This window comes from Micromonospora sp. NPDC050417, from assembly GCF_044458865.1.
Classification (GTDB): Bacteria; Actinomycetota; Actinomycetes; order Mycobacteriales; family Micromonosporaceae; genus Micromonospora_G.
The window spans coordinates 105848-121440 of record NZ_JBITIH010000002.1 but is presented as its reverse complement, the minus strand read 5'-3'; the positions used below and the strand labels follow the sequence as shown (position 1 = coordinate 121440).

At 69.0% G+C, this 15593-nt stretch carries 14 protein-coding genes; all 14 read right to left on the bottom strand.

The genetic code is table 11. The features are described from left to right. Nucleotides 1-42: 42 nt before the first annotated feature. The 14 genes from ACIBF5_RS03145 to ACIBF5_RS03080 all read right to left on the bottom strand — a co-directional run bounded on the left by ACIBF5_RS03145 (nt 43) and on the right by ACIBF5_RS03080 (nt 15543). The gene (locus ACIBF5_RS03145; RefSeq protein WP_396807570.1) at nt 43-840 is read right to left on the bottom strand and encodes a glycerophosphodiester phosphodiesterase; all 798 of its coding nucleotides are present in this window, start codon (nt 838-840) and stop codon (nt 43-45) included. 2 nt (nt 841-842) lie between these two features. Beyond that, nucleotides 843-1178, bottom strand: coding sequence for a rhodanese-like domain-containing protein (locus tag ACIBF5_RS03140; protein ID WP_396807568.1), 336 nt, complete (start codon nt 1176-1178; stop codon nt 843-845). 54 nt (nt 1179-1232) lie between these two features. Next, nucleotides 1233-2177, bottom strand: coding sequence for an LCP family protein (locus tag ACIBF5_RS03135; RefSeq protein WP_396807566.1), 945 nt, complete (start codon nt 2175-2177; stop codon nt 1233-1235). A gap of 262 nt (nt 2178-2439) precedes the next feature. After that, nucleotides 2440-3660 carry an LCP family protein gene (locus ACIBF5_RS03130; RefSeq protein ID WP_396807564.1) on the bottom strand — a complete coding sequence of 407 codons (1221 nt, stop codon included), beginning with the start codon at nt 3658-3660 and terminating at the stop codon, nt 2440-2442. Nucleotides 3661-4224: 564 nt separating this feature from the next. Beyond that, on the bottom strand, nt 4225-5466 hold the full coding sequence (locus ACIBF5_RS03125; RefSeq protein WP_396807562.1) for an LCP family protein: 1242 nt from the start codon (nt 5464-5466) through the stop codon (nt 4225-4227). Between the two features lie 80 nt (nt 5467-5546). Continuing rightward, nucleotides 5547-6524: a UDP-glucuronic acid decarboxylase family protein gene (locus tag ACIBF5_RS03120; RefSeq protein ID WP_396807560.1), complete on the bottom strand. Its 978-nt coding sequence runs from the start codon at nt 6522-6524 to the stop codon at nt 5547-5549. A 203-nt stretch (nt 6525-6727) separates the two neighbouring features. Beyond that, the gene (locus tag ACIBF5_RS03115) at nt 6728-8401 is read right to left on the bottom strand and encodes a cation acetate symporter (protein ID WP_396807558.1); all 1674 of its coding nucleotides are present in this window, start codon (nt 8399-8401) and stop codon (nt 6728-6730) included. Beyond that, nucleotides 8401-8760 (bottom strand): DUF485 domain-containing protein, encoded by a 360-nt coding sequence (locus tag ACIBF5_RS03110; protein WP_396807556.1) that lies wholly within the window; start codon nt 8758-8760, stop codon nt 8401-8403. Before ACIBF5_RS03110 ends, ACIBF5_RS03115 begins: the two co-directional genes overlap by 1 nt. Before the next feature lie 195 nt (nt 8761-8955). Further along, nucleotides 8956-9558, bottom strand: coding sequence for a flavin reductase family protein (locus ACIBF5_RS03105; RefSeq protein ID WP_396807554.1), 603 nt, complete (start codon nt 9556-9558; stop codon nt 8956-8958). A 46-nt stretch (nt 9559-9604) separates the two neighbouring features. Then, complete coding sequence (locus ACIBF5_RS03100) at nt 9605-11284, bottom strand: ABC transporter permease (protein ID WP_396807553.1); 1680 nt, start codon at nt 11282-11284, stop codon at nt 9605-9607. After that, on the bottom strand, nt 11275-12033 hold the full coding sequence (locus tag ACIBF5_RS03095; RefSeq protein WP_396808257.1) for an ABC transporter ATP-binding protein: 759 nt from the start codon (nt 12031-12033) through the stop codon (nt 11275-11277). Before ACIBF5_RS03095 ends, ACIBF5_RS03100 begins: the two co-directional genes overlap by 10 nt. A gap of 128 nt (nt 12034-12161) precedes the next feature. Beyond that, nucleotides 12162-13373 carry a helix-turn-helix domain-containing protein gene (locus ACIBF5_RS03090; protein ID WP_396807551.1) on the bottom strand — a complete coding sequence of 404 codons (1212 nt, stop codon included), beginning with the start codon at nt 13371-13373 and terminating at the stop codon, nt 12162-12164. A 114-nt stretch (nt 13374-13487) separates the two neighbouring features. Continuing rightward, nucleotides 13488-15128, bottom strand: coding sequence for a cation acetate symporter (locus tag ACIBF5_RS03085; protein WP_396807549.1), 1641 nt, complete (start codon nt 15126-15128; stop codon nt 13488-13490). 1 nt (nt 15129) lies between these two features. Then, nucleotides 15130-15543, bottom strand: a complete 414-nt coding sequence (locus ACIBF5_RS03080; protein WP_396807547.1) for a hypothetical protein — start codon at nt 15541-15543, stop codon at nt 15130-15132. Nucleotides 15544-15593 lie beyond the last annotated feature (50 nt).

The following is a 15593-nucleotide window of genomic DNA, read 5'->3' as shown; positions in this document are numbered from 1 at the left end:
CTTGTCCGGTCGATGGCCGGTGACGGGACTGTCAGCAGCCGGTCAGCGTCCCAGCCGGTCGAGGATCAGAGCCGGACGGTCGGTGATGATGCCGTCGACCCCGCAGTCGAGGACCAGGTCGAGGTCGGCCGGGTCGTTGACGGTCCAAACGTAGACCTGGTTCCCGGCTGCCCGCAGTGCCGGCACCAGTCGCGGGCGGGCCCGGACGAGACCGATGCCGGGGCCTGCGATCCGGGTGCCGAACGGCAGCCGACCCAGCCGCAGCCAGGGCGGCAGCACCTCAAGTAGCAGCACGGTGGGCAGGCCCGGGGCCAGGTCGCGGATCCGACGTACGGCCAGCGGCGAGAAGGACATCACGGTGACCCGCACCGCCCCGTCCGGGTCACCGTCGACCAACCCGTGCTGGCGGAGCAGTTCGACCAGTCGGCGTTCCACGTCCGCCCCGTACCGGGTGGGGTGTTTGGTCTCGATCAGCAGCCGGACGGGTCGGCCGGCCGCCCGGACCGCGCGCAGCAGCCCGTCGAGGGTGAGCAACCGGGTACGGGACGGGTCGACCGGTACGTCGGTCGGGGCGTCCTCGCCAGCCAGACTGTCGTGCCAGGAGCCGAAGTCGAGTTGGTCGAGTTCGGCGAGGGTACGGGCGCTCACCCGACCTCGACCGTTGCTGGTCCGGTCCAGCCGTCGGTCGTGTACGCAGACCAGGTGCCCGTCGCGGGTCAACCGGACGTCGCACTCCAACCCGTCGGCGCCCTCGTCGAGAGCGCGCAGGTACGCGGCCAGGGTGTGTTCCGGCAGCGCGGCGGAGGAGCCACGGTGCGCGAACACCAGGGGCCCGGTCATCCTCAGATCACTCGGGCCGGCTGTCCGTTCTCGCTCTCCAACGGTCGGCCGGCCGCCGCCCACTCCTGCATGCCGCCGTCGAGGTTGCGTACGTTGTCCCAGCCGTTGCCGAGCAGGTACGAGACCACCTGGCCGGAGCGACCGCCGGAGCGGCAGACGACGACCACGTCCTGGTCGGTGGGGAGGTCGGCGAGGCGGGCCGGCACCTCCATCATCGGCAGGTGGTGGGCGCCGGGTGCGTGTCCGGCCGCCCACTCGTCGGGCTCGCGGACGTCGAGCAGGTACGCGTCGGCGTCGACCTCGGTCACGGAAACTGCGGGCACTCCTGGTCGGTTCACGGCAACCAGCCTAGAGCCCTCCGGGTGGACAGGCCCACCTGGGCGTGCGCATCTTTATAGGTGGTTCACCCACTTTGGGTTGGATTGTGCCCAGCTATCCAGATCGGGGCCGCGCAACGACTGGAACAGCCCGGCGGCGCCCTCGTCCAGTACGACGTACGACGTGTCGCCGATCATTTCCGAGCGGGAGGGGACCTGGATCCCCTTCATCGCCTCCGGGCGCAGCCCACGCAGGCCGAAGAGCAGATCCTGGGTCGGCATCCCGTTGGTGTCGACGGTCAGCGAGGCGCCCACGGCGCGGATCACCTGGTCGAGCTTCATCGGATTCGTCCGCAGATCGGTCGTGTTGGCCTTGTCCATGATCGCCCGCAGGAGTTGCTGCTGGTGCCGTTGCCGATCGAAGTCTCCCCCCGGCAGGTCGTACCGCTGCCGGGCGTAGTCCAACGCGCGGGCGCCGTTCATCTCCTGGCAGCCGGGGTTGAACTGGGTGTTGGTGTGGATCGACCGGACCGGGGTGTCGACGCACATTCGTACCCCGCCGAGCAGGTCGATCACCTTGCGGAAGCCGGAGAAGTCGATCAACGCGGCGCCGTCGAACCGGAGTCCGGTGACCTGGGTCAGTGTCGCGGAGAGCAGACGCGCGCCAGGCTGTCCACCGCCGCCGAAGTGGAACGCGGAATTGATCTTGTCGGAGCCGCCGCCGTACGCGTTCCCCGGCGATGGTGGGATCTCCACCAGGAGATCCCGGGGTACGGAGATGAGGTAGGCCCGTTCCCGTCCGGCGGGTATGTGTGCGATCAGGATCGTGTCGGCGCGTTGGTCCGACTGTTCGGCGGTGCTGCGACGGTCCGAGCCGACCAGCAGGTAGTTGAGCGGGCTGTTGGCCGACGAGCGGTCCCGTCGAGCGGCCGGGTCGAGTAGCAACTCCTTGGCCACGCTCTGGTCGTACCGTTTCGTCACGCCCTGGAGCCCGAGGCCGGCGACGAGTGCGATCAGCACCAGTCCGAACCCGATCCCGATCAGGGCCCGTGGCCAACGGGGGAGACGACGTACGGGTGTGGTGCGACGACTCCGCTCGTCCGATGGTGACGAGTCGGCCTTCTGTACCGAGTGCCCCGGCTTACCCGGGGTAACCCGTTTCCTCCTGAACGTGACTACCTCCCGGACCCCTGTCGCGTGAGGATGTCTCACGTGCGACCTGAATCCGGCCTACCCGTCCAGCGGAATTTGTAGCCTCGCCGGGCCTACTTCCTGGGCCTGGCTACTTCTTGTTGGAAATCACGTTCGGGTTGGCCGCGACGAACTCTGCGAGCCGGTCCTCCTTGACCGCCTTGAACATCTCCAGGCTGATCGGCTTGAGCTGCTCCCGCTCCTCTTCACCCTGGGTCGTCGAGTTGAAGGAGCCGTCGTTCGTCCGGAGCATGACCATGTCGTTGGCGGCGACGCCGCGCAACGTGAAAACGAAGTCCGGGACGCTCGCCGAACCGGTGTCCAGCACGAACGCCTTGCCGGCGGCCTTCATCAGAGCGTTGAGCTTGAGGGGGTTGGTCGCAGCCCCGTCCTCCATCGCCTTCTTCGCCATGGCCTTGATGAGCTGCTGCTGGTGCTGCTGCCGGTCGTAGTCGCCGTTCTTCAGGCCGTAGCGCTGGCGGGAGTAGTCCAGGGCCTCCCAGCCCTCCATGTCCCGGCAGCCCTTCTTGTGCACCACCGGCTTCATCGGCTTGCCGGTCTTCTTGGCGTCCGCGTTCCACATGGGCTTACCGTCGACCAGCTTCATGTGGTACGACTCGACCTCCTGGTCGACGCAGAGGTGCACCGAACCGAGTGCGTCGATGACGCTGCGGAAACCGCCGAAGTCGATGATCGCCGCGCCGTCGAAGCCGATCCCGGTCAGGCTCTTGATGGTGGCGGCCATCTGTTGTGCGCCGCCGGCCCAGCCGCCGCCGTTGCGGGCACCGATCTCGAACGCGCTGTTGATCTTTGCCGCGCCGCCGTTCCAGTTCGCCCTCTTGTTGGCGGGCACCTGTACCTCGGTGTCCCGGGGAATCGAGACCAGGTATGCCTGGTCGTGACTGGCCGGGATGTGCAGCACGATGATGGTGTCCGCGCGGACGTCCTCTGGATCCCACGACCCGCGGACGTCAACGCCGAGCAGGAGCATGTCGATCGGACCCTTGAGGTCCTTGCCGCCCTCGGCCTCCGACTTGCCGGCTCCGCCGAGCAGGTTGTCCTGCTCGATGCTGCTGGTGACCTGGTTGAGCGCGGCCTTGCTGCCGGCGATCGCGACACCGCTGGTCACCATCAGTACGGCCCCCACGATCAGGGTGAGCCGGGCCCAGAGCGGGTCCTTTCGGCGGGGGGCACGCCTGCCGGTCTTGATGGTCCTACCGCTGCCGCCGTTGGGACCGAGGATGCTCTCGACGCGGATCGGCTTCTCGGTCGGGTCCGACGACGTCGGACGTCGGCGGGTCTGAGCCGGCATGCTCGCTCCAGGGCGCGGATCGAAGGGGGCCAGCCCACTGTACGGAAACAAATGCGATCTGGCGAGTTTCCTTACGTTTCAGCCACGTGTCGTGTCTCCGTCGATCACCCACACTGGACGATCGACGGAGAGGATGAAGCCATGGACGGTAACCGATTCAGTTACCGTCCGGATTGGTCAAATCACTCTCGGATCAGCGGTTCGCGTAGCTCGAAATACGGGTGCCGTCCGCGTACCTCGGTGGTTCGTCATTCTCGAACGAGCGACTGGAGATGTTCCCTCCGTGCCGTACGCTCCGTCGAGCCACTGCCAACCGCTGGTGACGGACGAGAGGCGCCCGATGATCGGGTTGTTCGACGCGTTCGGTTCGGCCCGTTGGTAGAAGCACGCGTACGGGTATGGGCAATTCCTGGGGGCCGATGCCGGCTGAGCCACGGCGAGGGATCCGGCGATTCCGAAAAGAGTCGCCCCGAATGCGTGTGATCCACAAAGCATTGAGATAAATAGATATGGATTTGTGCTGTCAAAATCGACGAGCTCTGCTTCGCGGGCGTCGGCCGCAGGTTAGTTGGCTGGTGGGCTGGCCGGCTTACCGGAGGTCGAAGTCGCCCACTCGGCCATCTTGTCGGCCGCCATCGCCTGATACATCGCCAACGCCTTCTCCCGGTCGGAGACCACGACCGACTCTCCGTCGATCATGTCGCTACCCACGTTCGGGCTGGTGAAGAAGTGCAGGTTCTCGCCACGCAGTTTGCGGAACTCCACCGCCATGTCCACGATGGAAAAACCCTGGTCGACGGTGACGGCGGCGGTGACCGACTTCAGGAACGAGTTCAGTTTCGCCGGGTTGCTCAAGGTGTCGGAGCTCGCCGCCTTGTCCAACAATGCCCGCAGGAATTCCTGTTGGTGACGCATCCGCGCGAAGTCCCCGTCAGGGAACTGCTTGCGCTGGCGGATCCAGTCGAGCGCCTCCGTGCCGTTCATGTGGTTGACGCCCTTGTCGAACTTGCGGAAGGGCTTGTGGATGGAGGTGATGCTGCGTTCGACGTTCAGATCCACACCCCCCAACGCGTCGGTGACCTCTTTGAAGCCACCGAAGTCGATTGCCATCACGTGGTTGATGCGCACGTCGGTGATGCACTCGACGGTCCGTACGGCCAGCGGCAGGCCACCGAACGCGAAGGCTCCGTTGATCTTCCCGCGTCCACCGCTCCCGCACTCCGCCCCGGCCCCGTCCGGAATCGGTACGTAGAGGTCACGCGGAATCGAGACCAGGTACGCCTCCTGGTGATTCGCCGGAATGTGCATCACGATGATCGTGTCGGCGCGCCACTGGCTCGACTGGTCCACGGGTGCGTCCGGATCGCGCGAGTCGCTTCCCACCAGCAGGATGTTGAGCGCTCCGTTGAGTGACTTCGGTCGGTCGCCGGCCAACTCCGAGAACGGGTCGGTCCGGGCCAGGTCGTTGTCCAGTCCGCGTGCGTACAGCCAGGTCCCGCCTGCGGCGAGCAGTGCGAGGACGAGCAGTCCGACACAGGCCACCAGCGCGATTCGTCCCCACCGGGGTTGCGGTCCCCTGCGGAGCGGGCCTCCCGGACCCACCGGTCCACCCGGGCCTCCCGGCCCACCCGGGCCCCTGCCGTAGGTGCGAGCCGACGGACCGCCACTGCGCGGGCGGGGACGCGCCGCGCCGCGCACCGGTCGGGAGTCGTCGGAGCCGGAGACGGCGGCACGTCCGGAGGCGCCGCCGGACGACCTGGGGTGGATGTTGGCGGACGAGGGACCGGTCGACGCGCTGGCTGACATGTGCATCAGGGTACGGAGCGATGCCAAGGGACGCCCGGTAGCAACGGCCGAAACGGTGTGTTTCGCCCCGAATGGGGCGGTCAGCCCAGGCGCTGGCTGAAGTGCGCGATCGTCCGGCGGAGCCCTTCCTCGGGTCCCACGCTCGGGGTGTATCCCAGGCGCTCGCGGGCCAGGGTGAGGTCCGGCCGGCGCATCTCCGGGTCGTCGGCGGTCCGGTCGACGTAGGTGACCGACGAGCCGCTGCCGGTCAGTGTCACGATCAACTCGGCCAGTTCGCGCATGGAGACCTCGTGCTCCGTGCCGCAGTTGATCGGCCCGGTCTCGGTCGAGTCCAGCAGCAGCAGGATGCCCCGCACCAGGTCGTCGACGTAGCAGATCGAGCGGGTCTGCGACCCGGTGCCGTGCACGGTGATCGGTTCTCCGCGCAGCGCCTGCGTGATGAAGGTGGGGATGGCCCGACCGTCGTCCGGCCGCATCCGTGGCCCGTACGTGTTGAAGATCCGGACAATGGCCGTGTCGAGCCCGTGGAACCGGTGGTACGCCATGGTCGCCGCCTCGGCGAAGCGCTTGGCCTCGTCGTAGACGCTGCGGATGCCGACCGGGTTCACGTTGCCCCAGTAGGTCTCCGTCTGCGGGTGTTCCTTCGGGTCGCCGTACGCCTCCGAGGTGGAGGCCATGAGGAACCGGGCCCCGTCCGCCACCGCCCGGTCGAGCAGGTGCAGGGTCGCGATGGAACCGACCCGGAGGATCTCGATCGGCAACGTGGCGAAGTCGGTGGGGCTCGCCGGAGAGGCGAGATGCATGATCGCGTCGAACCGGGCGGCGATCGCCGGCTGGTGCTCGGGCAGCCCCTCGGAGACGTCCGCCTCGACGAGGGTGAAGCGCGGGTGGTCGATCAGATGGGCGACGTTCTCCTTCGACCCGGTGACGAAGTTGTCCACCACGACCACCGTGCAGCCGCGCGCGATGAGGGCGTCGACCAGGTGGGACGGAACGAAGCCGGCGCCTCCGGTGACGAGGATGCGGTGACCTGATCCGAATCGCTGGGCTACCACCATGTCGTCAGCCTACCCAGAACGCGTATGCCCTAAGGGGGATGGGTAGGCGAGGGTGCTCGTACCGGGGCGGTGACGGCGCGTGGTTGCCGAATGATCGCGTACGGTCACCGCTCGACGGCGTCGACAGCGATCGGGGCCGGGCGACCAGTGCGGTCGCCCGGCCCCGACAGGTGGGTTCCGTGCCCGTGTGCGCCGAACTCAGGTCAGTGGGCGCCGTGTCCGGTCAGCGCACGTACCTCAAGCTCCGCGTACTTCTCCTCGTCGGTCTCCTTGGAGACGATCGTGCCGATCCAGCCGGCGAGGAAGCCGAGCGGGATCGAGATGATGCCCGGGTTGGAGAGCGGGAACCAGTGCCAGTCCTGGTCCGGGAACATCGAGGTCGGCGCTCCCGACACCACCGGCGAGAAGAACACCAGCAGTACGGCGCTGAGCAGGCCGCCGTAGATCGCCCAGACCGCGCCCGAGGTGTTGAACCTCTTCCAGAACAGGCTGTAGAGGATCGCCGGGAGGTTGCCGGACGCGGCGACCGCGAACGCCAACGCCACCAGGAAGGCGACATTGAGGTTCTGCGCGAAGATCGACAGGGCGATGGAGATCGCGCCGATCACGAAGGCCGAGATCCGGGCGACCCGCACCTCCTGCCGCTCCGACGCCTCGCCACGCTTGATCACGTTCGCGTAGAAGTCGTGCGCCAGGCTCGACGACGACGCCAGGGTCAGGCCGGCGACCACCGCGAGGATGGTGGCGAAGGCGACCGCGGCGATGATCGCGAGCAGGGTGGCCCCGCCGAGGTCACCGCCGAAGAAGTCGGCGCCGAGCGCCTGGGCCAGTTGCGGCGCGGCGGTGTTGCCGGCCTTGTCCTGCGCGGTGATCGCCGCCCCGCCCACCAGTGCCGCCGCGCCGAAGCCGAGGGCGAGGGTGAACAGGTAGAACGTGCCGATGATGCCGATCGCCCAGAGCACGCTCTTGCGGGCTGCCTTGGCTGTCGGCACGGTGTAGAACCGGATCAGGATGTGCGGCAGACCGGCGGTGCCGAGCACCAGGGCGATGCCGAGCGAGAGCAGGTCCACCTTGTTGTAGAAGGTCTGGGTGGCGTTGCCGGCGACCTCGACGCCGTACCGCAGTCCGGGTTCGAGGAACGCGTCGCCCTTGCCGGAGGTTGCCGCCGCGTCACCGAGCAGCGCGGAGAGGTTGAACTTGTAGTGCGCCAGCACCAGCAGGGTCATCACCAGCGCGCCGGTCATCAGGAGGAACGCCTTGACGATCTGCACGTAGGTGGTGCCCTTCATGCCACCTACCGTCACGTAGATGATCATGAGGGCGCCGACCAGGATGATGGTCGCGATCTTGGCGGCGTCGGCGTCCATGCCCAGGAAGGTCGTACCCGGGCGGATTCCGAGCAGGAGCGCCACCAGCGCACCCGCGCCGACCATCTGGGCCAGCAGATAGAAGATCGACACGGTGATGGTGGAGACCGCCGCGGCGGTACGGACCGGCCGCTGCCGCATCCGGAACGCCAGCACGTCCGCCATCGTGTACCGGCCGGAGTTCCGCAGCAGCTCCGCCACCAGCAGCAACGCGACGAGCCACGCCACCAGGAAGCCGATGGAGTAGAGGAAGCCGTCGTAACCGTAGAGCGCGATGATGCCGGCGATGCCGAGGAACGAGGCGGCCGACATGTAGTCACCGCCGATCGCCATGCCGTTCTGGAAACCGGAGAACGAGCGGCCACCGGCGTAGAAGTCGGTCGCGGTCTTGGTCTGCCGGCTGGCCCAGATGGTGATTCCCAGGGTGGCCGCGACAAAGACGAGGAAGAGCGTGATGGTCAGCGTACGGGCGGTGTCGTCCCCGGCCGCTGCGGCGAACACGGTCGGCATCAGGACTCATCTCCCTTGTCGGTCCCGTTGTCCAACTCCGCCCGGATGCGGTCGGCGACCGGGTCCAGCTTGCGGTCGGCGTACCGGGAGTAGAGCCAGGCGATCACGAACGTGGAGACGAACTGGAGCAGCCCGAAGACGAGGGCCACGTTGATGTTGCTGCCGAAGAGCTTGGTGCTCATGAAGCCGCGCGCGTACGCGGAGAGGATCACGTAGAGGGCGTACCAGAGGAAGAACGCCACCGTCATCGGGAAGACGAAGCTGCGGAGCGCCTTGCGGAGCCCGTTGAACTCGTCCGACTGTTGTACTGCGACGTACCGATCCGGCGCGCTCGCCGGTGCGGGAGCATCCGTGGACATGGGAGTCACCACCTTCGCAGGTGTGGGGGATTTCGCGCACCGTATGGACCCCGATGACCTGCCGGGAAGCGACCGCCGAGGCGGCGGCGGCCGGCTGCGCCGAACGGGCTACTGGCTGCGCCCAGTGACCCCCGTCACGCCGCTCAACGGCGGTCGACCCGAGCGGGTCGGCGTGGCCCGGTCGAGGGCGACGAGTCAGCCGGCCAGGCCCCGGTAGCGACCCCGGTGGTACACCATCGGCACGCTCTCGCCCACCAGCTCGACCAGCTCGACCGTCGCCTCCACCAGGAGCGACCACCCGTACTCCCGGGACGCGTCGAGCCGGCAGCCCATCCAGGCCCCCGCATCCGCGGGAACCGGACCGTACCCGGTGCTGGTCCACTCCCCGGTCGCGAAGAGACCACCGGGGGCCGGGAACAGGCCGGCGAACTGGTCGGCGAGCTGTCGGTGTGTCGGGCTGAGGGTGGCGACGGCGAAGCGGCCGGTCACCGACGCGGCCTCCCAGAAGTCCGACTCCTCGTCCACCAGGCCGAGCACCCGGCCTGGTTCCCCGTCGGCGACCAGCATCGACGAGACGGTCAGCCCGGCCGGGGCGACCCGGACGCCCGCGTTCCCACTGCTCATGCCCGTGCTGCCGTCGCTCATGGCCGTGCTGCCGTCGCCGCCGGCGGTCCAGAGCGTCACCGCGTTCGCCAGGCGTCCCCGCATCCGTCGGATCGGGGAGCGGTCGGAGTCCGGGGTGGCGAACGGGTCCGTGTCGTGGATCCGGGCGCCCGGTTCTGGATTCACGTGAAACATCCCGTCCGTAGGGGGCCGATTCCGCTCACGGGGTCATTCTGGCCGGTCACCGGCGCGGTGTGATCGCGACCAGTAGTTCGGGCATCCGTCGGTCGAGTTCGTCGCCGGCGAGACGGATGCCGACCGCCAGTGCGCCGAGACCGTACGCCAGCCCGACCGGGAGCGCCAACCAGAGCCAGACGTCGCCGAAGAGCGCCGTGGCGACCACCATCGGCAGGGCGAGCACCGAGCCGATCACCATCGCCAGCAGCACCTGGGCGCTCTTCGCCACCCCGGCGCCGCTGTTCATCGCGAACGGGTTGGTGCTCTCGGGCAGGGCGTACGGGCTGAGGATGGAGACGTACAGGGTGACCGCGAGGCCGCTGCCGTACGCGGCGAAGAGCGATCCGGCGAGCACGCCGATCCAGCCGGGTTCACGGCGGAAGAACGCCAGGATCACCGCGATCACCACCAGCAGCGGAGCCACGTAGAGCGAGAACGCGACCACCCGCGCCCGCAGCTCCAGTCTCCCGGGCACACCGGCGATCACGTTCGCCGCGTACGCGCTGCCGTCCCAGCCGAACTGGTTCGCCGGGGTGACCGCCGCGACCACCCCGACGAAGACCATCGACAGGCTCACCAGCACCGGGGACGCGCCCAAGCCGACCGAGCCGCTGGTCAGGCCCTCGCTGCCCAGGTTCACCGTGACCGGGACGAAGATGCCGACCACCGCGAAGGTGATCAGATTGGCCCGGCGCCGGGTGTCCCGCCACCAGTACCGGGCTTCGCGGGCGACCAGCGCGCCATACCTGTCGCGGGGCAACCAGCCGAGCACCCGGGGAAAGAGCTGGGCGCTGGCCGACCCGCCGGTGACCGGCTGGGCCTGTGCCGCGGCGTCGACGTTGACCGTGCCGAGCATCGCCGACTCCAGCGAGGCCGACCACCAGCGCAGCAGCGCGCCGATGGCCACGGCGGTGATCAGCAGTTTGAGAGGCACGGCCCAGGCCCGACCGTCCGCGACGTCCAGGCCGATCGTGTACGGCGCCGCGACCGGGGTCCAGCTCAGCACCCGTGCGATCACGGCGAGCTGGTCCCAGTCCGCCCGCTCGGCCGCGCTCAGCACCGCCACCTGGAGCGGGCCGAGCAGGGCGGCGCAGACCGCGAGCAGGATCGCGGCCAGGTCGCGCACCTTCCGGGACCGGAGCATGTTGGCGAAAGCACTGGTCACCGCGCGGCTGGCGGTGACGCAGAGCAGGAGGCCGGCGACGATGCCCAGCGCGGCGAACAGGCCCGCCACCCAACCGCCCAGCGCCCAACTGCTCAACACCAGGCCGGCGGTGGCGAGCAGGGTGGCAGCCGCGGGCACCCCGATCAGCGCCGCGGCGAGCAACCCGGTGAGCAGGGTGCGTCGGGAGAGCGGGAGCAGGGCGAAGCGCGCCGGGTCGAGCGTCTCGTCCACGCCGAAGAAGATCAGCGGAAGCAGCAGCCAGCCGATCACCAGCAGCGCGCCACCGAGGCCGCCGGCGATGCCAGCCATCTGCGGGCTGTCCAGCAGCCCCGGTAGGGCCAGCAGGATGAAGCCGGACGCGGCGAACCATCCGCCGATCACGATGCCGCTGAGGAAGATCGCGATCCGCCAGCCCTGGCCACGGAAGCTGTTGGCCATCATCCGCAGCTTGAGCCGGACGAAGTGCCGGGCCGAGACGGGGTGTACGCCGGTCACCGCACCCTGAGGGCTCAGAGCCACGCGAGTTCCTCCCCGGTGGCCGTACGACCGCCGACCACCTCGACGAAGACCTCCTCCAGTGAGCGGTCACCGCGTACCTGGTCGAGGGTGCCGACCCGTTTGAGCGTGCCTTCGGCCAGGATCGCGACGTGGCTACAGAGCCGCTCCACCACCTCCATCACGTGACTGGAGAAGACGACCGTGCCGCCACCGGCGACGTACCGCTGGAGGATGTCCCGGATCAGGGCGGCCGAGACCGGGTCGACCGCCTCGAACGGCTCGTCGAGCACGAGCAGGCGTGGCCCGTGCAGCAACGCGCAGGCCAGCCCGATCTTCTTCTTCATGCCGGCCGAGTAGTCCACCACCAGGGTCCGGCCCGCATCCGCCAACGCGAGTACGTCCAACAGCTCCCCGGCCCGCTGGTCGACCACGGTCTGTTCCATCCCCCGCAGCAGACCGTGGTACGCCAGCAACTCGGCCCCGCTGAGCCGGTCGAAGAGGCGTACCCCGTCGGGCAGCACGCCGAGCAGTTGCTTGGCCCGTACCGGATCGGCCCAGACGTCGTGACCGAGCACCCAGGCCGCCCCCGCGTCGGGCCGGAGCAGCCCCACCGCCATGGAGAGAGTGGTGGTCTTGCCGGCGCCATTCGGGCCGAGTAGCCCGTAGAACGAGCCGGCCGGCACCTCAAGGTCGACCCTGGCCACGGCGACTTTGGCATCGAACCGCTTGCCCAGCCCGCGCAGCGCGAGAGCGGCGTGCTCAGCCCCGATCATTCCTTGACGGTAGTCGCTCTGAGCGCCGAATCGTGTCCGTGCCGTGCCGATGCGTCACACGTACCCCTCGCCCGGTCCAGACCACGACGTCCGGTTCGTCGATCTACGGCTCGCGGTGGGGATTCCTACAGGTTGATGCCGGCTCGCTCGGCCAACTCGACCGCGTCCGCGCGAATCGAAGCCGGTGCCTCGGTAGCCAGCCGGGTCAACATGTCCCGGGCAGGCGGGGAGTACCGCACCGTTTCCGGTGAAGTCGAGTCGGCCTTCGTCAGCAGATGCAGGGTCGCCTCCCGGGCGCCTTCGAGGTCGGCGCTGCGGGCCAACTCGACGTAGTGCCGGCCCCGGCGCTCCGTTGACGGGATGGTGGCCGGGTCGAGCGCATGCGCCCGGCGCTGCGCTTCGTCGGGGTCGCCGAGATCGACGGCGCACATCACCGCGTACACCTCGACCAGCGGTCGGGACACCCGGGTCCGTAGACCAACGTAGTCCGCCGGTAGCGCCCGGTGGACGACGCCTCGTGCGGACTCCCAGTCGGTCCACGCGCCCTGGTCGCCGGTCCGCGCGCGGGTCAGCGCCGAGCACAGGTACAGGTCGGCCAACATCTCGGCGTATTCGGCCGGTCCGTCCGCCACCTGCGGCTCGATCAGGCCGCGCGCTTCGAGTAGACGCTCAATCGCCTCATCGCCCCGGCCGATGGATCGGAGCAGGTGCGCCGCGTACCAGATGGCCTGTGCCAGGGCGAGCGGGTCGTCCGCCTCGATGGCGGCGGCCATGCCCCGGTCGACGGTCAGCCAGCACAGTTCCCGATCGCCGTGCCACGCCAGGTACGCCTGGGCGAGATGGTATGACTGCGCGAGCAAAGCCAGGGAGGCCCGCCGGTCTGGCCCCTCGTGTAGTCGAGCCGCCCGCTGACTGGCGTCGAGGAGGTCGGGCAGCAGCATCCCGACCTCGGTGCGCTGCTGCCGCGAGGTGTGCCAGGTCTGCCAGGCAAAGTCGGTCGCCCCACGCAGGTAGTCGGTGCTGGTGGGCTCGCCGATCATGGTGACGTGCCACGCGGTCAAAGCGCGGCGCACGTTCTCGACTCCGGGGTGACTGGGGCGGCCGTCGAGAGACAAGGTGACCGTCGGTCCGAACAGATCACCGAGGTCACGGACGCCGAGAGGCGGAGCGAGCTGCTGAGCTGCTCTCAACGTCAGCGACCGCTTGCCGTTCTCGATGAACTTGACGGTGGCGGGCGAGAGGCCGGCCAGTCCGGCAAGACGTTCACGGGACAGGCCGGCGGCCCGGCGTAGGCGCTCGACTCGCTGTCCTGGTGAGGGCTGTGACTGCTCGGCCATCTGACACCTCACTGGATGGGGTACATCATGTACCCGACCGTACACCGCATTGTCGAACGTCTCTCTCCACGCCTCCTCGGCAGGGCCCGGGTAGGTCACTCCACAGGAGAGGCACTACAGGCGTAGTGCCTCCGGGGCGTGCAGGCGCAGCATGGTGGCGCCGACGTCGGCCGGCGCCCGGCGCCGGGTCGCCATCGACACCGCCACCATGACGGTGAACGCCAGCGGCACGGTCCACGCGGCCGGCTGGGCGATCAGCGTCGCCGGCCAGCCCGAGAGCGGCGAACCGACCACGGTGACCAGGACCGCCAGGATCGACGCCCCGCCACCGGCCAGGATGCCCGCCGCCGCGCCCAGGTCGGTCAGCCCCCGCCACCAGATGCCGAGCACCAGCAGCGGGCAGAAACTCGACGCGGCGACCGCGAACGCCAACCCGACCACCTGGGAAACGTCCAACCCGGAGACGTTGAGCGCGAGCACCAGCGGAACCACCCCGGCGACCAGGGTGGCCAGCCGGAAGTCGCGTACCGAACCACGACCGAGCACATCCGTCGAGATGACCCCGGCGACGCTGGTGAGCAGGCCGGACGAGGTGGAGAGGAACGCCGCGAAGGCACCGGCGGCGACCAGGGCGGCGAGCAGTTGCCCGGTCAGGCCGCCGCCGAGTGCCGCACCCGGAAGCAGCACCACCACCGCATCCGTCTGCCCGGTCAGCAACAACTGCGGGGTGTAGACCCGGCCGAGGACGCCGTACAGGGTGGGCAGCAGGTAGAACATCCCGACCAGGGCCAGGACCACCAGCGTCGTCCGGCGGGCGGCGGCACCGTCCGGATTCGTGTAGAAGCGGACCAGCACATGTGGCAGCCCCATCGTGCCCAGGAACGTCGCCAGGATCAGCGAGTACGTGGCGAAGAGGTCCTGGTCCTCGCTGCCGGCGGCGCTCGGCAGCAACCAGTCCGGCCCATCCGTGATCGCGCCGGACACCTCCGGCACCGGGTCACCGGCGGCGAAGGTCAGCTCGTCGCCGGGGCGTACCGCCCGGGTTTCGCCGTCGGGCAGGGTGAGGGTCGCCGGCTCCTCGACCACGACGGTGATCGCGGTCCGGAACGTCGGCCCGTCCGACGGCGTCACCGCCGGACGGCCGTCCGACTGCCACTGCAACGCCAGGAAGATCACCGGTACGGCGAGCGCGGTCAGCTTCAACCAGTACTGGAACGCCTGCACGAAGGTGACCGCCCGCATCCCGCCCAACGCCACGTTCGTCGTCACCACCGCCCCCACCAGCAGCGCACCCAGCTCGTACGGGCCGCCAGCGACCGTGGTCAGGGTCAGCCCGGCGCCCTGTAACTGCGGCACCAGGTAGAGCCAGCCGATGAAGATGACAAAGAGCGTGGCGAGCTTGCGCAGCCACCGCGAACCGAGCCGCACCTCGCAGAAGTCCGGCAGGGTGAACGCCCCGGACCGGCGCAGCGGCGCCGCCACGAAGAGCAGCAACGCCAGGTAGCCGGCGGCGAAACCGACCGGATACCAGAGCACGTCTACGCCGTACTTCAGGATCAGCCCTGCGATGCCGAGGAACGACGCCGCCGACAGGTACTCCCCACCGATCGCCGCCGCGTTCCAGTTCGGGCTGACCGAACGGGAGGCGACCAGGAAGTCCGAGGTGGTCCGGGCAAGCTTGAGCCCGTAGAAACCGATCGCGACAGTGATCAGGGTGACCGCGACGATCGACGGCACCAGGTACGGGTTCGCCACCTCAGCGCTCCGGTCGCTGAACCAGGTCGGTGAAGTCCTGCTCGTTGCGTTCGGCCAGCCGCACGTACGCCCAACCGATCCCGACCAGGAACGGGAACGCGCAGACACCAAGCAGCAACCAGGGCAGGTTCACCCCGAACAGCTTCACCGCACCGGCAGCCGGGGCGATCGCGAACATCAGCGGCAGGCCACCGAGTCCGATCGCGACCACCAGGGACAGGCGCAGGGCGAGCGCCAACTGTGCGCGTACCAGGCCCCGGACCAGTGCCTCGCCGACCACGGTCTGCTGGGTCAACTCGGTCCGGGTGCGCTCCGGTCCGCGACGCTGCCGCGCCACCTCGGCCAGCACGACCCGGGACCGGGGCAGCAGGGTCGGAGCCGCCGGATCGGGGGACGGATCGATGGGAGCGGCCATTCCGGCAGTCTCGCCCCCCGCCGCCGATTGTCAAGTGCGGGGTAAGGAAG